Genomic DNA, 17,155 nt, shown 5'->3' with positions numbered 1-17,155 from the left:
CGCAACGCCCTGCCCCCACCCCACACCCTCACCCCCCTACCGACCAGCGACGTCGTCGAGCAGCGAACCAGTCCCCTGCACGACACCCTCGTCGGCATCTGGAAAGAGGTCCTGGGGGTTCCCGCCGTGGTCTCGGCGGACAACTTCTTCACGCTGGGCGGGCATTCGCTGGCAGCCGTACGGTTGCTGTTCCTGGTGCGTGACCGGTTGAAGGTCGAGCTGACGCTCCGCGACCTGTACGACGCCGAGGACTTCGCGGCCTTCGTCACCTGGGTCGGTGAGCGGCTCCCCGCAGGTACGGAACTCACGGCTCCCGACACGGCGGCGTCCCCCGATGAGCACTGAGCACAGGAGCGCGGCGGAGACCGGACGTCTTCCCCTGTCTCCCGCGCAGCACCGGCTCTGGTTCCTGCAGCAGTTCGACCCGGAATCGACGCAGTACAACGTGTGCCTGGGCTACGAGCTGCGCGGCGCCCTCGACGTCGAGGCCCTGCGGCGCGCGCTGACCGAGGTGGTCGCCAGGCACGACGCCCTGCGCACGAGTTTCCCCGCCGAGCGGGGCCGTCCCGGGGCGCGGATCAAACCCCCCGGTGAGGTGCCGCTGCCGTACGTCGATCTGGCCTCCCAGGGTGGGGACGCCGCCGAGTTCGCCGCCGCGCAGGTGGCGCGGCCCTTCAACCTGGCCGCCGCCGCCCCGGTGCGGGCGAACCTGCTGAGACTGGGCGAACAGCGGCACATCCTGCTGCTGGAGATGCACCACATCGTGATCGACGCGTGGTCGGTGCAGATCGTCACGGCCGAGATCGGGGAACTGTACGCGGCGTACGTGAAGGGCGAGGAGGTCGAGCTGCCCCTCCCGCAGGCCGGTTACGCCGACTACGCGGCCTGGCAGAGCGGCCTGCTGGGCGGTGAGTACCTGGAGCGGGAGTTCGCCCACTGGCGGGAACGGCTGCTCGGGGCGCCCGCCGTACTGCCTCTGCCGACGGACCGGCCGCGTTCGGTCTCGCAGACGCTCGCGGGCGGTGAGCTGCCGGACGCGGTGCCGCCGCCGCTGGCCGTACGGCTGCGCGGGCTGACCGGTGAACTGCGCAGCACGATGTTCGTCACCACCGTCACGGCCTTCATGATGCTGCTGGCCCGGTGGACCGGAGCGTACGATGTCGTCCTGGCCGTCCCCGTCGCGGGGCGGTCGCGGCCGGAGTTCCACGCGACCGTCGGGTTCTTCGTCAACACCGTCCCGTTGCGTGGCGACCTGTCGGGAGATCCGTCCTTCCGGCAGGCGGTGGCCCAGGTCGGATCGGCCACGCTCGACGCGCTCGAACACGACTCGCTCCCCTTCGACATGCTGGTCGACCACCTCGGCGTCCCGCGTGACCCCACGTGCAACCCACTGGTCCAGGTGGGGTTCCAGCTGCTGCGCACGCCGCACCGCGCACAGCCGGCCCGCTGGCACGACATCGAGGTCGAGGAGTGGGACGGGGTGCGTCAGCAGGTCACCAGACTCGACCTGGAGCTGCACGTGCTCGACACCGCGGCGGAGACCGTCGAGACGCTGCTGTGCTACCGCACCGATCTGTTCGACGGGAGTTCGGCCGAGAACCTCCTCGCCGGCTACCAGTCCTTGCTCGCCCAGGTCGTGGCCGATCCCGACCTGCCGCTTTCGAAGCTCGACGTCTCCCCGCGCCGCGTCACGAACGAGGGCACCCGGAGTGGAGCAGGCGCGGACACCACGGAGAACGGGGGAATGTGATGACGGCGCCGATGCTGGTGACCGACTGGTTCTGGGTGCCGGTGCCCAGGCCGAACGCGGAGACCCGGCTGTTCTGCTTCCCGCACGCCGGCGGGGACGCGCCCGCCTTCGCCGATCTCGCCAGGGAACTGCCCCCCGAGATCGAGGTGTGGGCCGTACGGATGCCCGGCAGGGGCGGGCGGTTCACCGCGCCGCACGCCGCGGACGTGAACGAGCTGGTCGCCTGGGTGAGCGCGGCGATGCGGCCGTTCGCCACCGGGAGGTACGCCCTGCTGGGCCAGAGCATGGGCGCGCTCGTCGCCTACAACGTGGCCAGGGAGCTGTCGCCGGAGAACCCGCCCGTCGCGTGCGTGCTGGCCGCGCTGCTGCCGCCCCACCTGTGGAACGGCCCACCCGGGCCGACGGGAACGCAGGACGTGGTGACCTTCCTGACCTCCATCGACGACACGGTGACCGAGGTGCTCAACCACCCTGACCTGCGGGATCTGGTCCTCTCTGTCGTGAGCGCCGACCTCAACCTGTGCCAGGACTACCTGCACCGGTGGGAGCCGCTGCTCGACTGCCCGGTGCTCGGGCTGGTCGGCACCGACGACCCGACCGTGAGCGGTGAGGAGATGACGGGCTGGGCGCGCAGCACGACCGGGCCGTACAGCATGCGGGTCCTCGAAGGAGGCCACCTGGTGGTCCAGGCGGCCGGAGCCGTGCTGGCGCGGACGGTCGCCGACTTCCTGAGCACCTCGGCGGGTGTGGCATGAACCGCGCCGACGCCCCCGCCGTCATCACCGAGTCGGGCACGCTGACCTACCGAGGACTTGAGCGGCGGGCCGCGCAGTACAGCGCGGCGCTGGTCCGCGCCGGGCTGCGGCCCGGTGACGTGCTGGTGATCACCGTTCCCGACGGCCCCGACGCGGTCGCGGCGCTGCTGGCCGCCCGCCGGGCGCGTACCCCGTTCGCCTGGCTGACGGCCGACCAGCCGCTTGAGCGGCAGATGGCGATCGTGGCCGACTCCTCCCCGGTCGCCGTGCTCGCCCCCGCGGGCGCCGACCCCTTCCCCACGGCGCTCGTGCAGGTGGAGGGGGACGAGGCCACGGTCGTACGGCGGGCGACGGGTGAGGCGAGGCGGACGTCCGTACCGCAGGACACCGAGTACGTCGTCTACACCTCGGGCTCCACCGGCACCCCCAAGGGCATCGTGCAGCGCACCGGCAACCTCGACCAGCTCACCCGCTGGCTCTCGACCGAACTCGACACGCGTCAGGGCGCGCGGATGCTCCAGTGGGCCAGGCTCGCCTACGACGCCGCCTACGTCGAGATCATGACGGCGGTGCACGGCGGGGCCGCGCTGGTCATCCCGCCGGGGGAGGTCAAGGGCGACCCGGCCAGGATCCACCGGTGGATCGTCGAACACGAGGTGACGCACCTGCAGACCGTGCCGAGCCTGTGCCGTCACCTGCTGGACGCCGCGGCGGGATCGGCGCCGGTCGGCAGCGTGCGGACGCTGAGCCTGTTCGGCGAGTCGCTGCACGCCGAGCTCGTGCTGGCCGCCCGCGACGCCTTCCCCAAGGCCGCCGTGCACAACTTCTACGGGCCGACCGAGTGCATCCTCGCCACCTCGCAGCAGGTGCCGCAGGACGCCGTCGATCCGATCCCGCTGGGCAGGCCCATCCCCGGACGGGAGATCCTGCTGACCGACGAGGACGGACGGCCGGTGCCGGACGGGGAGATCGGGGAGATCCGCGTCCGCAGCGGGTTCCTCGCCCACGGCTACCTCAACCGGCCCGAGGAGACACGACAGGTCTTCCTGCCCGAACAGACCTACCGCACCGGTGACCTGGCCCGCCGTACGGCCGACGGAGGGCTGGTCTTCTCGGGAAGGATCGACGACCAGGTCAAGATCAGGGGTGCGCGGGTCGAGCTGGGGGAGATCGAGGCGGCGCTCTACCGCGACCCGGCGGTCGCCCAGGCCGCCGTCAGGACCTACGGCGACAGCCCGGAGACGCTGCGCCCGGCCGCGTACGTCCAGCCGCGCCCCGACGCGGTGATCGACGTCGCCGCGCTGCACCGGCGGCTGACCAGGTCGCTGCCCACGTACATGATCCCGGCGGCGTACGTCGTGCTCGACGAGATGCCGCTGACCTCGACAGGCAAGATCGACCGGCTGCGGCTGCCCACCCCGGACGCCCCCGACGCCCGTGACCGGGGTGTCGAACCGGTCGCGTTCAGCACCGAGACGGAACGCGTGCTCGGGGAGATCTGGTGCCAGGTCATCGGCTGCGAGCAGGTGGGACCGGACGACGACTTCTTCACCGTCGGCGGTTACTCGCTGCTCGCGCCGCAGGTCACGGCGGAGGTGCTGGAGCGGTTCGAGGTCGGGCTGCCGGTACGGGCCGTGTTCGACCACCCGACCCTGCGGGAACTGGCCGCCCGCGTCGACCGTGAACTCGCCGGAAACCCGGCCGAGTCAGCAGAGCCGGACCAGACAGCGGAAAGGAATCCCAATGCTGCTGGACACCTATGACCTCACCGACGCCGGATTCTGGGCCAGGGACGACGCGTACACGATCCTCGACGAGATCCGGGGTGAAGGCGCGGTCCAGCGGCACGAGTCGGGCCAGGAGGGCCCCCTGTGGGCGGTGCTCACCCACCGGGAGTCGCTCGCGGTCCTCGGCGACGCCAAGACCTACAGCTCACAGGGCGGTTCGCTGCTGGGCACCGGGTACGGTCCCCCCGCCGGGGCCGGGCGGATGATGGCGCTGAGCGACCCGCCGAAGCACCGCGCCTACCGTGACCCGGTCATGCCGTTCTTCTCCGCCAGGCGCGCCAACGTCCTTGAGGAGCGCATCCGCGACCTGACCGAGGGCGTCATCGAACGGCTGCTGGTCAGGGAGAAGATCGACTTCGTCAAGGACATCGGGGCGGTCGTCCCGCTCACCGTGATGTGCGACCTCATGGGCATCCCGGACGAGGACCGCGACGAGATCGTGGCGATGTGCGACCAGGCGTTCCTCGGCCGCAACCCGGCGGAACGGCGTGCCGCGCACCAGCGGCTGCTGCCGTACCTGCTGCAGCTCGCGATGGAGCGCAAGGCCGCCCCGGGGGACGACGTCATCAGCGCGCTCGCCGCCGACCTCGAACTCGACGAGGTCGTGCTGAACTGCGACAACATCATCGTGGGCGGCATCCAGACCGTACGGCACACGGCCGCGATGGCGATGCTCTCCCTGGTGCGCAACACCGACGCCTGGCGGGAACTGGACGGCAAGGCCGACCCGAAGCTCGCCACCGAGGAGCTGCTGCGGTGGACCTCCGTCGGGCTGCACGTGCTGCGCACGGCCAAGACGGACACCGAGCTGGCCGGGCAGCGGATCAAGGCGGGCGACCGGGTCGTGGTGTGGACGCCGGGGGCCAACCGGGACACCGCCGTCTTCGACGAACCGCACCGCCTCGACCTCAACCGGCACCCCAATCGGCACATCGCCTTCGGCTGGGGCGAGCACTACTGCATCGGCGGGCCGCTGGCCAGGACCGAGCTGCGGGTGCTGTTCACGGAGCTGTCCAGGCTGGTGGCGGAGGTCGAACCGCTCGGCGAACCCGAGTACAACTCCTCCATCATCAACTTCGGGCTGGACTCCTTCCCGGTCCGCCTGCACCGCAGGTGACGTTGTGTGGCAACCGGGCGCCCAGGTGGCGCGGGCACGTGGCGTCCAGGCTCTGCGCTCCCTCGGCGGGGCGCTGCGCGAGGTGGGGTTCACCGAGGAGGCGACGGCCGCCGCCCTGTCCGCCGAGGACCCGACGGACCTGCTGAGCAACACGGCCTTCTACGCCGTCTGCTCCGCCGAGCGGGTCCCCGAGCTGCTGACGAGCCCGGCGGGCGTCATGGCGCAGCTCTTCGTGCGCAACGGCGAGGTGCCCGGGGACGTCTACACGAAGGTGGTGCCCACCGCGCTGCGCGGGCTGCTCGCGGGGCTCGAACTGGTCGCCGAGCGGGACGGGACGGTGACGTCGGAGGTCTCCGTCTCGCCCTGCCGTTCCATGTATCTGCTGTCCGACCAGCTGTTCAGGGGTGACGCCTCGGTCACCATGGCCGGCCGGTCCACGCTGGTCATGCCACCGCACGCGTCGAGTTTCGAACTGCTGGACAACCTCGGTCCCGTCGATGGCAGGCTCCTGGACGTCGGGAGCGGTTGCGGGATTCTGGCGCTGGCGCTGCGGGAGGGCTGCTCCTCGGTCGTCGGTGTCGATCTCAACCCGAGGGCGGTCGCGTACTCCCAGGTGAACGCCCTGGTCAACGGGCTCGACGTGGGCCCGGAGGAGAAGACCGACTTCCGGGTGGCGGACCTGCGTTCCGGGCTCGCGGTCGGGGACCTGGCCGACCACCTGGTGTTCAACAGCCCGACCGGTCCCAACCACCACGCCGAGGTCGAGGTCGGCTGGATGAGCGCCGAGCACGCCCTCGGTTTCGTGGCCGCCGCGATGCCCGGTGCGCTCCACCCCGAGGGTACGGCCCGCGTGCTGCTGATCGTCGAGGTGCCCGAGGACAGCCCCTCGGTGCCGGAGCTGGTGCGGGGCTGGCTGCCGGAGGAACAGGACGTCCAGGTGGCCGAGCTGCGCCGTTCTCCGCTGGCGATCTCCGCCGCCGCCGTCACCAGGGGCAGACTCGACCCCGGCTGTCTCATGGCCGACGGCGCCGCAGGGGCCGCCCGGCTGGTCGACCACCTCCGCGAACGCCGGATCCGCGAGGTGGTCCCTACCCTGGTGACGCTCACCCTGCCCGGCTGAGGGGGCTGTCCCTACCGTACGGCCACGTGCTGACAGGATTTTCCCGACAAAAGCGGATAAATAGCCTTATTCAGTATTAATTCCCACTGAAGGGCTGGCCCTTTTGTTTGGCATGCAATCATCCCGCCGGGTGGCGTCACGTCTCGCCATCGTCGTCGTCGCCGGTACGGCCTGCCTCGCCGCCACGGCCGGCAGCGCCGGAGCGATCATCAACGGCAAGGACTCCACCGAGTCCTACCCGTTCATGGCGTCCGTCCCGATCTCCGCCCCCGCCCAGGGCCTCAAGGACGGCCAGTGCGGAGCGGCGCTGATCCACCCGCGGTGGGTGGTGACCGCGGCCCACTGCCTCAACACGGAGATCGGCTCGATCCCGGTGGGAACCGTCCGGGTCGGCAGCGAGAACCGCACCTCGGGAGGCACCGTCCGCGCCATCTCGAAGAAGGTGGTCCACCCCGGGTTCCGGCAGAACCTCAAGGGCGGCCCCAACCGCGACGACATCGCCCTGATCCGCCTGGACCGCCCGGTCACCCAGGAACCCGTCAGGATCGCCGAACAGCCCGGCCGCCCCGGCACCCCGACCAGGATCATCGGCTTCGGCACCACCGTGTTCAGCAAGAACCCGGCCGAGTGGAAGATGGCCGAACGGCTCCAGGAACTCGACACCCGCAGGGGCGCCGTCTCCGAGTGCGGCCCCGGCTACGCCTCGGGCAGGCGCCTGTGCACGGTCAGCCGGGTGCGCGACGCCATGGCCTGCAACGGCGACTCCGGCTCACCGCAGATCCGGCGGGGCCGTACCGGCCGCTGGGAGCTCATCGGCGTCACCTCGGGGCCCGGCGCCGCCAGCCCGTCCTGCGCGGAGGGCCCCGGCCTCTACGTCAACGTCCCCGCCTACGCGGACTGGATCAGCAGGACCATCAAGAAGTACGGCTGACGCCCGGAGCCGTGGGGAAGGCCGTCCTCGGCCGGTCGTGGGAGTCCGGCCAGCGCCCGGTCAGGCGGTGACTCGTCAGGCAGTGATTCGTCAGGCGGCGACGAGCTTGGGGGCCCTGCGCAGGAGCACGGCCCCCGAAAGGGCCAGGACCGCGCAGCAGACGCCCAGCAGGACGCGGTAGTCGACCGACGCGATGAGCGCGGCGCCGAGCGCGATGGAGAGCGTCTGCGGCCCCACCGTGGCCAGGTCGGCCGCCGCGGCCACCCTGCCCAGAACCTGCTGCGGCGTCGAACGCTGCCACGCCGTCGTGTAGCCGACCACCAGCCAGGGCACCCCGCAGCCGATCATCGCGAACCCCGCGACGACCACCGGCAGGCTCGTCGTGGTCAGCAGCGCCGTACCGACGGCGACCGTCAGCAGGCCCGCGCCGACCGACCTGGCCTCGCCGTACCTGCGGATCAGCGCGGCGACGACCAGGCCGCCGCAGATCCCGCCCGCGCCCTGGACCGACATCAGCACGCCGAAGAACGAGGCGGGACGCCCCAGTCCGTACTCGATGACCGCGAAGTCGACCGTGTCCAGCAGGCCGATCACCGCGAAGCTGGCGGCGACGGCGACCGTGGTGAAGGCCACCAGGGGAGTGCTCGCGATCTGCCGGAAACCCGCCGTGATCTCCCGCCGGAACGGCTCGCGCTCCTGGGGCGGGGTCGGGGCGGACTCCTCGACGCGCAGGGTGAGCAGGATGACGACCGCGACGGCGAAGGTGATCGAGTCGATCACGGCGAGCATGGGGCCGCCGACCGCTGTGTAGACGGCGGCTCCGGCCAGCGGGCTGAACAGCCGGATGCCCTCGCCGACCGTCCGGATGGCGGCGTTCGCGCCCGCGAGGTCCTCCCCGGAGAGGATCTCCTTGACCAGTCCCACCTGGGCGGGGCGCAACAGGATGAAGGAGAGACCGTACCCGAGGGCGACCGCGTAGATGATCCACAGATCGGCCACCGTGTGCACCCGCAGCAGGGCCAGCACGCCGATGCCGGCGACGACGTTGACCCCGATGAGCAGCGGTTTACGGCGTAGTCGATCGACGATGTGGCCTGCGAACGGGGTGAGGACCACCGGCAGGGACAGGCAGAGGAAGACCATTCCCGCCGCCGCGTTCTGGCCGGTCAGGTCCTTGGCCCAGATGCCCAGCGACAGGTACAGCGCGCTGTCGCCGAAAGTGCTGAGCGACTGACCGGCCAGGAGCCTGCGAAAGCGTGAGTCGCCCAGCGCGCTCATGCCTGGGTCGCCGCGTCGTCGGCGGGTTCCGGGTAGTGCTCGGCGCTACTGGCCATGAACAGTCGCACCGGCCGGGCTCCCTCGGGCCGCAGTTCGGCCTTCTCGACCCGGTCGAGGTATCCCATGACCATCGCCCTGAGGAACTCCCTGAACTCCGACAACTCCGTCGGGGTCATCCAGAGAGTGGCGCCCAGGACCAGGCTCGCGTTCTTCCACTCCTCGGGCTCTGATTCCATGCGCCCACGCCAGGCACGCAGGCGCGCGAACTCTTTTTCGAGGAACACCTCCGCGAGTGCGTTTCCCGTCGGGGTGGTCCCGGCCGTGGACGCGATCGACTGGACGGGCTTGGCCAGCCGCCACGGCTTCTCCCTGGTATGGGAGGGTGCCCGTTCGATGAAGCCGTACTCGGCGAGGGTGCGCAGATGGAACGAGCAGCTCGCGACGCTCTCTCCGGTCACCTCCGCGCACCGTGTCGCGGTGGCCGTGCCCAGCACTCCGAGAGCTTCGAGCAACGCGAGCCTGATGGGATGCGCCAGAGCACGCAGTGCTCGCGGATCGGTGATGGCGGGGTGCTCGTCCATGGCGCCATTATGATGAGACAAGAACCCTTTCGCAAGAATTCTTTAGAATGAGTGAAAGGTTGACGCGCCGTCACTTGGCCGTCATGAGAGTGACTGTCGTGTGGCAGTCGGTCGACACGTCGTGACCTGCGGTCCAGTGCGGGACTCATGCCCGATCGGTCTGATGACGGATCGGGCGAACCATCCCAGGGGTCTCATACGTCTCACCTTCCATGAAGATCCTGACAACCTGCACCCTCGCTGTTGTCATGGCGACTGTCATGACCCCCGCCCTCGCGTTCGCGTCCTCATCCGCCTCCGCGGGGGCGATTCCGCCGGGGTTCCTGCTGTACGAGAAGGCCGCGGAGCAGAAGAGCGTGAACGGCATGTGGTCGGTCAGCCAGGCCAAGGACGCCAAGCTCGCGGTGAACCCCTGCTACGTCGGCTCTCCCGCCGCCGCGGGCAGGATCGCGGCCCGTACGGTCACCTACGTCGCGGTCTCCGACCAGCGTTCCGAGCAGGTCATCCTCTACCAGTCGGCGAAGGCCGCCTCCCAGGCCCTGGCCGACGTGCGCAAGGCCCTGGTCCGCTGCCCCGCCATCCAGACGTCACAGACGGCCTATCGGTACTCCGGCAGCCCCCTGGCCCTCGGCGACGAGGGGCTGGCCGTGACCGGACAGCTCTACCAGGGCAACAAGGCCAAGGTCGGCGGCGAACGGGTGGTCCTCACCCGCCGTGGCAACGCGCTGGTCGTCTACGCCCGATCCGGGGAGTGGGGAGCCCCCGACAAGACAGACTTCGCACACCAGACGAAGGACGCCCAGACAATGCTCGCCAAGATCTGCCAGGTGGCCAGGTGCTCATGACCCCGACCCCCTGAGGCCGAGGCGACCTCAGGGGCACGATCGCGCCGGGCGTCGCGGTGACGACGCCCGGCGCTTCACGTCAGACCTTCGCTCAGGACTCCGTGTGGGCCCCGACGTACGCCGCCAGGTGCTCCCCGGTGAGGGTGGAGCGGGCGGCGACCAGCTCGGCGGGCGTGCCCTGGAAGACGATCCGGCCGCCGTCGTGACCGGCACCGGGACCGAGGTCGATGATCCAGTCGGCGTGCGCCATCACGGCCTGGTGGTGCTCGATGACGATGACCGACTTGCCGGACTCGACGAGCCGGTCGAGCAGACCGAGCAACTGCTCCACGTCGGCGAGGTGCAGACCGGTCGTCGGCTCGTCGAGGACGTAGACGCCGCCCTTCTCCGCCATGTGGGTGGCCAGCTTGAGGCGCTGCCGTTCGCCGCCGGACAGCGTGGTGAGCGGCTGACCCAGGCTGATGTAGCCGAGCCCGACGTCGACGAGCCGCTTGAGGATGGCGTGCGCGGCGGGAGTGCGCGCCTCACCCGAGCCGAAGAACTTCTCGGCCTCGCTCACCGACATCGCGAGCACCTGGCTGATGTCCCGCCCGCCGAAGTGGTGGTCGAGCACCGACGCCTGGAAGCGCTTGCCCTCGCACTCCTCACAGACGGTCGCCACCCCGGCCACCATCGCCAGGTCGGTGTAGATGACACCGGCGCCGTTGCAGTTGGGGCAGGCGCCCTCGGAGTTGGCGCTGAACAGCGCGGGCTTGACGCCGTTGGCCTTGGCGAACGCCTTGCGGATCGGGTCGAGCAGCCCGGTGTAGGTGGCCGGGTTGCTCCGCCGCGACCCCCGGATCGCGCCCTGGTCGATCGAGACCACGCCCGCGCCCGCCGGGATCGACCCGTGCACCAGCGAACTCTTGCCCGACCCGGCGACACCGGTGACCACGACGAGCACCCCGAGCGGGATGTCCACGTCCACCTCGCGCAGGTTGTGCGAGGTGGCGCCCCGGATCTCCAGGGCACCCTTCGGCGTGCGCACCTTCTCCTTGAGGGCGGCGCGGTCGTCGAGGTGGCGGCCGGTGAGGGTGCCGCTGGCCCGCAGTTCCTCCACGGTGCCCTCGAAGCAGACGGTGCCGCCCGCCGTACCGGCGCCGGGGCCGAGGTCCACGACGTGGTCGGCGATCGCGATCGCCTCCGGCTTGTGCTCGACGACGAGCACGGTGTTGCCCTTGTCGCGCAGCCGCAGCAGCAGGCCGTTCATCCGCTGGATGTCGTGGGGGTGCAGACCGGTCGTCGGCTCGTCGAAGACGTAGGTGACGTCGGTCAGCGAGGAACCGAGGTGACGGATCATCTTGGTGCGCTGCGCCTCACCGCCCGACAGCGTGCCCGAGGGCCGGTCGAGGGAGAGGTAGCCGAGCCCGATCTCCACGAACGAGTCGAGGGTCTGCTGCAGCGTGGCCAGCAGCGGCGCGACCGAGGGCTCGTCGATGCCGCGTACCCACTTGGCCAGGTCGCTGATCTGCATCGCGCAGGCGTCGGCGATGTTGACGCCGTTGATCCGCGAGGAACGGGCGGCCTCGTTGAGCCGGGTGCCCCCGCACTCGGGGCAGGCGGTGAAGGTGACCGCCCGGTCGACGAACGCCCGGATGTGCGGCTGCAACGCCTCCTTGTCCTTGGCCAGGAACGACTTCTGGACCCTGAGGACCAGACCCTCGTAGGTGAGGTTCATGCTCTCGACCTTCACCTTGGTCTGCTCGCGGTACAGGAAGTCGTGCAGCTCGGTCTCGCTGTAGTCGCGGATGGGCTTGTCCGGGTCCATGAAGCCGGAGGAGGTGAAGACCCGCACCAGCCAGCCGTCCGGGGTGTAGCCGGGGATGGTGATCGCGCCCTCGTTGAGCGACTTGCTCGCGTCGAAGAGCTGGGTCAGGTCGATGTCGGTCACCTTGCCCATGCCCTCACAGCGAGGACAGGCCCCGGCGGGCAGGTTGAAGCTGTAGTGGAACGACGGCCCGGCGCTCGGCTCACCCAGCCTGCTGAAGACGATCCGCAGCATCGCGTTGGCGTCGGTCGCGGTGCCGACGGTGGAACGGGAGTTGGCGCCCATCCGCTCCTGGTCGACGATGATCGCCGTGGTCAGCCCTTCGAGGAGGTCGACCTCGGGCCGGGCCAGCGTGGGCATGAAGCCCTGAACGAAGGCGCTGTAGGTCTCGTTGATCAACCGCTGGGACTCCGCGGCGATCGTGCCGAACACCAGCGAGCTCTTGCCGGAGCCGGAGACTCCGGTGAAGACCGTCAGCCGCCGCTTGGGGATCTCGACGCTGACGTCCTTGAGGTTGTTCTCCCGCGCACCCTGCACGCGGATCAGGTCATGACTGTCGGCGGTGTGTGATGCGGGCGACTGCGTGTCCGTTCTGATGGCCTTGCTCAACTTCTCTCCATCCGTCTGGGAACCGCTTTCGCGGTCTTCCGTCGGCGTCGCCTGGGTTGTCGGGGATCTCCACCACAGCCGGAACCATCCGGATGGACACGCCACGAGACGAAGCTCACGGCGGTTGTTGGGCGCGTCCGCAGGATTCACGCGATGTTCGCGGTCCACGCGGTTCTTGCGGGGGTGAGGTGACAACGCCACAGGGCGCCGTCCGAACGATCATGGCAAGGGGGGAGAGACCCGGAAACAGACCCTAGCCCGATCTGGAGGGCTTCGAGCACAATGCGAGCTTCTTTCCCCGGGGTTTTCGCACAAATTTTCCCACGGCCCGGGGTCTCGTCCCCTCGATGGGCGTACTCGTGGTTACTGGCGGGCTGGGGGCGTTGCGGACCCTTCAGGGTGATGAGCGACAACACATCACCGACCTGCTGCTCCTGGCCAGCATGGTGTTGCGAACCCTTCAGGGTGATGAGCGACCTTGCCGTCCACCCTGCAGTCGGCCGGTGAGTCCCTGTTGCGAACCCTTCAGGGTGATGAGCGACCCGAGGGTAAAGTCCCAGGTCAGGCCGGGTGCTGTGGAAGCGGGACACGCTGGTTCTGCAGCAGTCCGGCGGTAATGCAGCGGTGCAGGTCAGAGCGTTGATCATCTTGAGGCCTGATCGGATCTACCAGGGCTTCCGTAGCGTACCTCCACGGAACGGGAAACAACGATCCTCCCCGCCCGGATCCGGTGGCGAAACTCAGTGCCAGGTTCCGTTGACGAGTTTCACGTCGGTGAAGCTGCCTTCTGCCACGCGGCGGGGTACCTCCTGCCATTCGCGAATCACCCGGCGTCTGCCGTCGGGGATGTGCGGCCAGTTGGTACGGGTGACGGGTTGCCCGGCGTAAACGGGGTCCCAGGTGATGACGTGAAAGGCGCCGATATCGGGGACGAAGGTTTTCAGGATGTGGATCGCGCGGCGGTGGTACCACTTGCAGATGGCCGTGACGGTCAGTTCGCGTTCCAGCGCCTCGCGGAGGAACGGCAGCGCGAATTCGATGTTCTGCCAGGTGTTGGCGGACCGGTCCTCGTAGCGGATGACGTCGTCGGGGACGCCGCGTTCGAGGAGGAAACGGTGGAACATGGCCGCCTCGACGATGCCGTTGTGGCGGTTGACGCCGCCCGTCACGATGATCATCGGGGCAAGCCCACGGTGGTACCGCTCGGCCGCGATCTCAGCCGGTCGGATCTGATTGGTGCCGAAGATGAGATGGGCGGTTGGTTCGTCGGATGGCGGGGTCGCGGTGTCGACGAACGCGGTGATGGCGGAGATTTGCTCGTGATCGATGTCGTCGGTCATACATGGTCCTCAGCCGGGCCGCCGGTCACTTCCAGATAGCGGGCATGATAATCCGCGGTCTGGCGTGCATCCTTGAAGTCGGTTCGCAGAGTCTTGTCGAGCTTTCCTGCCAACACCATCGTTGGCCATGCCGGGCGGCTGCTGGCCAGGGCGGTCTGGCCGGCGGCGACGGCCTCGTCCAGCCGCCCAAGGCCAGCGTGAGCGAGTCCCAGGATGAGCAGGGAACGCGCGTAGCCGGAGGGGTGTTCTCCGCGTTGCCGCACCTCTGACGGGTAGACGGTCTGGATCACCCTGTTGGTGGTCGTCACGGCTTCGCTGAAGCGGTCCACCAGTAGCAGTGACGTCGCGGTGTACGGAGGATCCTCCGTCAAGGCGATGGAGAACACCCCCATGGTCGGAGCATCAACGGGAAGTCTCGTTATCGCTTTGGCGCTATGGCGTCTGGCATGTGTCATGCGATTGGCATCGCCAGCCATCGCCGCCGCACGCATTTCCTGCGAGGCGAGCTTCGCGTGAACGACCGTACCAATGGACGTGGTTCTTTGCCCTTGTGCGGCCAGTGCCGCCGACTGATGCGGCTGCCCTTGGTAAAACGCGATCATGGCTTTCGTGAGAATGGCCCACCCCGCCAGCTCCGGATGTCCCACTTCCTGACTGCGGCGTTCGGCGTCGGAACACCAAACCCGAGCCGTGGCATGCTCTCCCATGTCGCATGCCGCCACAGCGAGCAGATGGGACAACCAGCCAACGGCGAGGGCGAGGTCGGCACGACGTGGCGCGGGGCCGGTACGGTCGAGAACGTCACTCGCGTATGACCGGACCATGAACAACTCGTCGTAGACGTCGGCCGGTGGAAGGGCGTAGAGCGTCAACGCGTAGTGTTCGACGAGGTCACCGATGCCCTCTGCGACACCACCGGGACGATCGTTGGCGATCACACCAAGTGCCTGTATGACGCGGTTGTTTTGGCCTTGGTGCAGGATCGGCAAGCCGGACAGCGTGATCCCCTGCCTCAGGAAAGTTCGGCGCAGCAACTCACTCTCCTGTCCCAAGTCGTTACTCGGGCCAGCATACGAAGCGGCCGAGCGTTTTTTGGAGGGCGCTCTCTCCAGGATGTCCAGATCTACGCCAAGGACTTCCGCGAGGGCGGGAAGCCATGCGTCCGGCCTGACGCGGCCTTGTTCCCATCTACCGACCTCGTGCCGGGTGAGGGTGCAGGTGCCGGTGTGCGCGCACAGCCTTTCCGCCTCCTCCGCCTGCGTCATTCTGGCGGCGTTTCGGAGGTATTTCAACAGGTCCGGAAGCGGCAGATCGGGTATTTCCACCAGGGGATCCTTTTCGGTCAGCGTGTGGGCACGCTGTGGGCACGCGCGAGTGCCCCTCCATAGTGCCGTCAAATGGCAGATGCTGCTTGAGCCCGGCAACAAGTGAACGCGAACGGCAGAAGTCTCAGAGCGTTCAGGCGCCAAATGACCCATTTGGCGTAGTAAAAGCCGGGTGGGCACTTCCTCAAAAAGAGTCCCAAAACGACCTTCCCAAGACCGCCCCGGCGGCCCTCAGGGAGGTCGCCGCGTCGAAAACGCCCCCTGGGGCCACCTCACCCAAGGAGTCCGCTGTGTTCCCCATCGGTACGCCCATGGCCGACGCTCTGCGTCGGAAGGTCAGTGAGGGTTTCTACGACCCCAAGGCGCCGCAGTTGCGTCGGCTTCAGGGGTTGCTCACCCGGTCGCGGGTGGAGGTGGTGTTCCGGTGTGACGACGGGGCTCCGTTGCTGGAGGTGCCCTCGATGGAGTTTGTGATCTGGACCGACCTTCGAGAGAAGGACTTCTTCTGGAAGTACCGGAACGAGCGGGCTCATCAGGTCCCGGTCGCGCAGGTGGAGGAGGCGGCCCGTCGGATCGTCGAGCACCTGGCCCGTCTCCCGGCCCCCAGCACGAAGGGCACCGCCCCGGCTGAGGAGGTGTCCTCGTGATCGGGCGGCATCGTGATGGGCGGCCGTACAGCCTGGTGTATCGGCGGGTGTGGGACGGCCCGGCCCGTGCGGAGGCCGAGGTGCTGGAGCGGGCCTGGCCGGGGTGGACGGTGCTCTACAGCCTGGGCATGCGCCGGTTCTACGGGTTGTGTTCGTGGCCTGCTCCGCAGCCGGTGATCGTCAGCGACGCCACCTCCGAGGGGTTGGAGCGGCGGATGCGTGAGGCCGAGGCGCTTCTGACCCTGCGGATGCCGACCGCTGACGGGCGGCGATCGGCCGGGAGGCGACGGTTGCGGTCGGCGAGAAGGGCGGCATGATGTCTCTCTCCGGATCGCCGTGTCAAGCCTCCGGTGTCGCACATCCCAGTTGCGACAGTCTGCAAACGGCTCACCCGGATTGGTTGGTCTTCCACAGTTCGCATTCCGGCCTGTGGAGCGCCTACCGGAGCGCCCTGCCTGGCAGGCCGTACGCCGGGGACGTGCTGTTGGTACGGGCCGGGTCCGCTGAAGAGCTGGACCGCAAGCTGGCCGCTCAGGTGTTCCCGGTGGTGCCGCCGAGCATCCAGGCCGTCGCCGTCGCTCGTGCTCTGCAGACCCGGGCCGCCCGGATCTCCCGGGCCGTTCACGCCGTCGCGCCGGGTCGGTCTACGGCGTTGCGCAGACTGTTGCGTTCCTAGAAGCCGGTACGGCGGGCGGTGGGACGTCATCCCACCCGCCGCTTCGCCGTACCCATGAACGTGCGGCTCAGGTAGGAGGGACCTGAGCCGCACCCCTCGCGAGACGGCTCCCACACACGCCGAGCGTGCTGGGGAAGGAGGGAGCCGTCTGGCGCACCGGCCCTGAGCGTGTGGGGCCGGTCCTCCTCCAGGGTGCCCGGTCCGTGCTCCCCGGCTCGGGGCCGGGCACCCGCTTCACGAAAGGCCCCGAACTCCGGGCTTCGTGGCCAGAACGAAGCCCTCGGAAACCCCCGGCCCGAGCGAAGCGTGTTCCCGCCCGCCCTCCGAACCAGGACGACCATGACCGAGTACGAACGCCGGTTCATCGGCCTGCTCGTCAGCACCCACCCCGCCTGGCAGTACGAACAACGGCACCTGCCCGGCCTCCCCAGGTGGTGGGCCATCCACTACGAGCCGCTCCGCCCCGACCAGCGCAGGGCCGGGGCCCGCGACGTGCTCGGCCGTACGACCCTCCACCGGCTGGCCCGCACGCTCGCCCGGCACGACGAGATCCTCCACCGCAGCCGCTACTGACCCCCTACGGAGCC

At 69.2% G+C, this 17,155-nt stretch carries 17 protein-coding genes; 12 read left to right on the top strand and 5 right to left on the bottom strand.

The features are described from left to right. The 7 genes from ACFOYY_RS17635 to ACFOYY_RS17605 all read left to right on the top strand — a co-directional run. Positions 1–345: phosphopantetheine-binding protein (locus ACFOYY_RS17635; RefSeq protein WP_386190335.1), on the top strand; the 345-nt coding region annotated here is incomplete at its 5' end. After that, positions 335–1,750 (top strand): condensation domain-containing protein, encoded by a 1,416-nt coding sequence (locus ACFOYY_RS17630; protein WP_386190334.1) that lies wholly within the window; start codon positions 335–337, stop codon positions 1,748–1,750. The genes ACFOYY_RS17635 and ACFOYY_RS17630, both read left to right, overlap by 11 nt. Next, complete coding sequence (locus ACFOYY_RS17625) at positions 1,750–2,505, top strand: thioesterase II family protein (protein ID WP_352014535.1); 756 nt, start codon at positions 1,750–1,752, stop codon at positions 2,503–2,505. The genes ACFOYY_RS17630 and ACFOYY_RS17625 overlap by 1 nt, the downstream gene beginning before the upstream one ends. Beyond that, positions 2,502–4,268, top strand: a complete 1,767-nt coding sequence (locus ACFOYY_RS17620; RefSeq protein ID WP_386190333.1) for a non-ribosomal peptide synthetase — start codon at positions 2,502–2,504, stop codon at positions 4,266–4,268. Before ACFOYY_RS17625 ends, ACFOYY_RS17620 begins: the two co-directional genes overlap by 4 nt. Then, positions 4,249–5,409, top strand: coding sequence for a cytochrome P450 (locus ACFOYY_RS17615; RefSeq protein ID WP_386190332.1), 1,161 nt, complete (start codon positions 4,249–4,251; stop codon positions 5,407–5,409). The genes ACFOYY_RS17620 and ACFOYY_RS17615 overlap by 20 nt, the downstream gene beginning before the upstream one ends. A gap of 4 nt (positions 5,410–5,413) precedes the next feature. Next, positions 5,414–6,529 carry a 50S ribosomal protein L11 methyltransferase gene (locus tag ACFOYY_RS17610; protein WP_386190331.1) on the top strand — a complete coding sequence of 372 codons (1,116 nt, stop codon included), beginning with the start codon at positions 5,414–5,416 and terminating at the stop codon, positions 6,527–6,529. A gap of 130 nt (positions 6,530–6,659) precedes the next feature. After that, positions 6,660–7,460, top strand: a complete 801-nt coding sequence (locus ACFOYY_RS17605) for a S1 family peptidase (protein WP_386190330.1) — start codon at positions 6,660–6,662, stop codon at positions 7,458–7,460. A gap of 90 nt (positions 7,461–7,550) precedes the next feature. Here ACFOYY_RS17605 and ACFOYY_RS17600 read toward each other — a convergent pair whose 3' ends face one another. After that, positions 7,551–8,738 carry an MFS transporter gene (locus ACFOYY_RS17600; RefSeq protein ID WP_386190329.1) on the bottom strand — a complete coding sequence of 396 codons (1,188 nt, stop codon included), beginning with the start codon at positions 8,736–8,738 and terminating at the stop codon, positions 7,551–7,553. After that, the gene (locus tag ACFOYY_RS17595; RefSeq protein WP_386190328.1) at positions 8,735–9,319 is read right to left on the bottom strand and encodes an ArsR/SmtB family transcription factor; all 585 of its coding nucleotides are present in this window, start codon (positions 9,317–9,319) and stop codon (positions 8,735–8,737) included. The genes ACFOYY_RS17600 and ACFOYY_RS17595 overlap by 4 nt, the downstream gene beginning before the upstream one ends. 248 nt (positions 9,320–9,567) lie before the next feature. On the opposite strand from ACFOYY_RS17595, the gene ACFOYY_RS17590 reads away from it, so the two are divergent. After that, a complete protein-coding gene (locus tag ACFOYY_RS17590; RefSeq protein WP_362913420.1) occupies positions 9,568–10,164 on the top strand; it encodes a hypothetical protein in 597 nt (198 codons plus the stop codon). A gap of 91 nt (positions 10,165–10,255) precedes the next feature. Here the strand turns inward: ACFOYY_RS17590 and ACFOYY_RS17585 are convergent, their stop codons facing one another. From ACFOYY_RS17585 to ACFOYY_RS17575, 3 genes are all read right to left on the bottom strand, one after another. After that, on the bottom strand, positions 10,256–12,580 hold the full coding sequence (locus ACFOYY_RS17585; protein WP_352014527.1) for an excinuclease ABC subunit UvrA: 2,325 nt from the start codon (positions 12,578–12,580) through the stop codon (positions 10,256–10,258). A 740-nt stretch (positions 12,581–13,320) separates the two neighbouring features. Next, entirely contained in the window at positions 13,321–13,920 is a 600-nt protein-coding gene (locus ACFOYY_RS17580) for a YdcF family protein (RefSeq protein WP_362913422.1), read from the bottom strand. Beyond that, on the bottom strand, positions 13,917–15,245 hold the full coding sequence (locus ACFOYY_RS17575) for a helix-turn-helix domain-containing protein (RefSeq protein ID WP_352014525.1): 1,329 nt from the start codon (positions 15,243–15,245) through the stop codon (positions 13,917–13,919). Before ACFOYY_RS17575 ends, ACFOYY_RS17580 begins: the two co-directional genes overlap by 4 nt. Before the next feature lie 290 nt (positions 15,246–15,535). On the opposite strand from ACFOYY_RS17575, the gene ACFOYY_RS17570 reads away from it, so the two are divergent. From ACFOYY_RS17570 to ACFOYY_RS17555, 4 genes are all read left to right on the top strand, one after another. After that, positions 15,536–15,892, top strand: coding sequence for a hypothetical protein (locus ACFOYY_RS17570; RefSeq protein WP_386190327.1), 357 nt, complete (start codon positions 15,536–15,538; stop codon positions 15,890–15,892). Further along, positions 15,889–16,209 (top strand): hypothetical protein, encoded by a 321-nt coding sequence (locus tag ACFOYY_RS17565; RefSeq protein WP_362913426.1) that lies wholly within the window; start codon positions 15,889–15,891, stop codon positions 16,207–16,209. The genes ACFOYY_RS17570 and ACFOYY_RS17565 overlap by 4 nt, the downstream gene beginning before the upstream one ends. An 83-nt stretch (positions 16,210–16,292) precedes the next feature. Next, positions 16,293–16,568: a hypothetical protein gene (locus tag ACFOYY_RS17560; RefSeq protein WP_386190326.1), complete on the top strand. Its 276-nt coding sequence runs from the start codon at positions 16,293–16,295 to the stop codon at positions 16,566–16,568. A gap of 339 nt (positions 16,569–16,907) precedes the next feature. After that, positions 16,908–17,141: a hypothetical protein gene (locus ACFOYY_RS17555; protein ID WP_352014521.1), complete on the top strand. Its 234-nt coding sequence runs from the start codon at positions 16,908–16,910 to the stop codon at positions 17,139–17,141. Positions 17,142–17,155: the final 14 nt, after the last annotated feature.

The sequence above is a fragment of the Streptosporangium jomthongense genome (assembly GCF_042650425.1).
Lineage (GTDB): Bacteria > Actinomycetota > Actinomycetes > Streptosporangiales > Streptosporangiaceae > Streptosporangium.
This window is presented reverse-complemented; position numbering and strand designations above follow the sequence as displayed.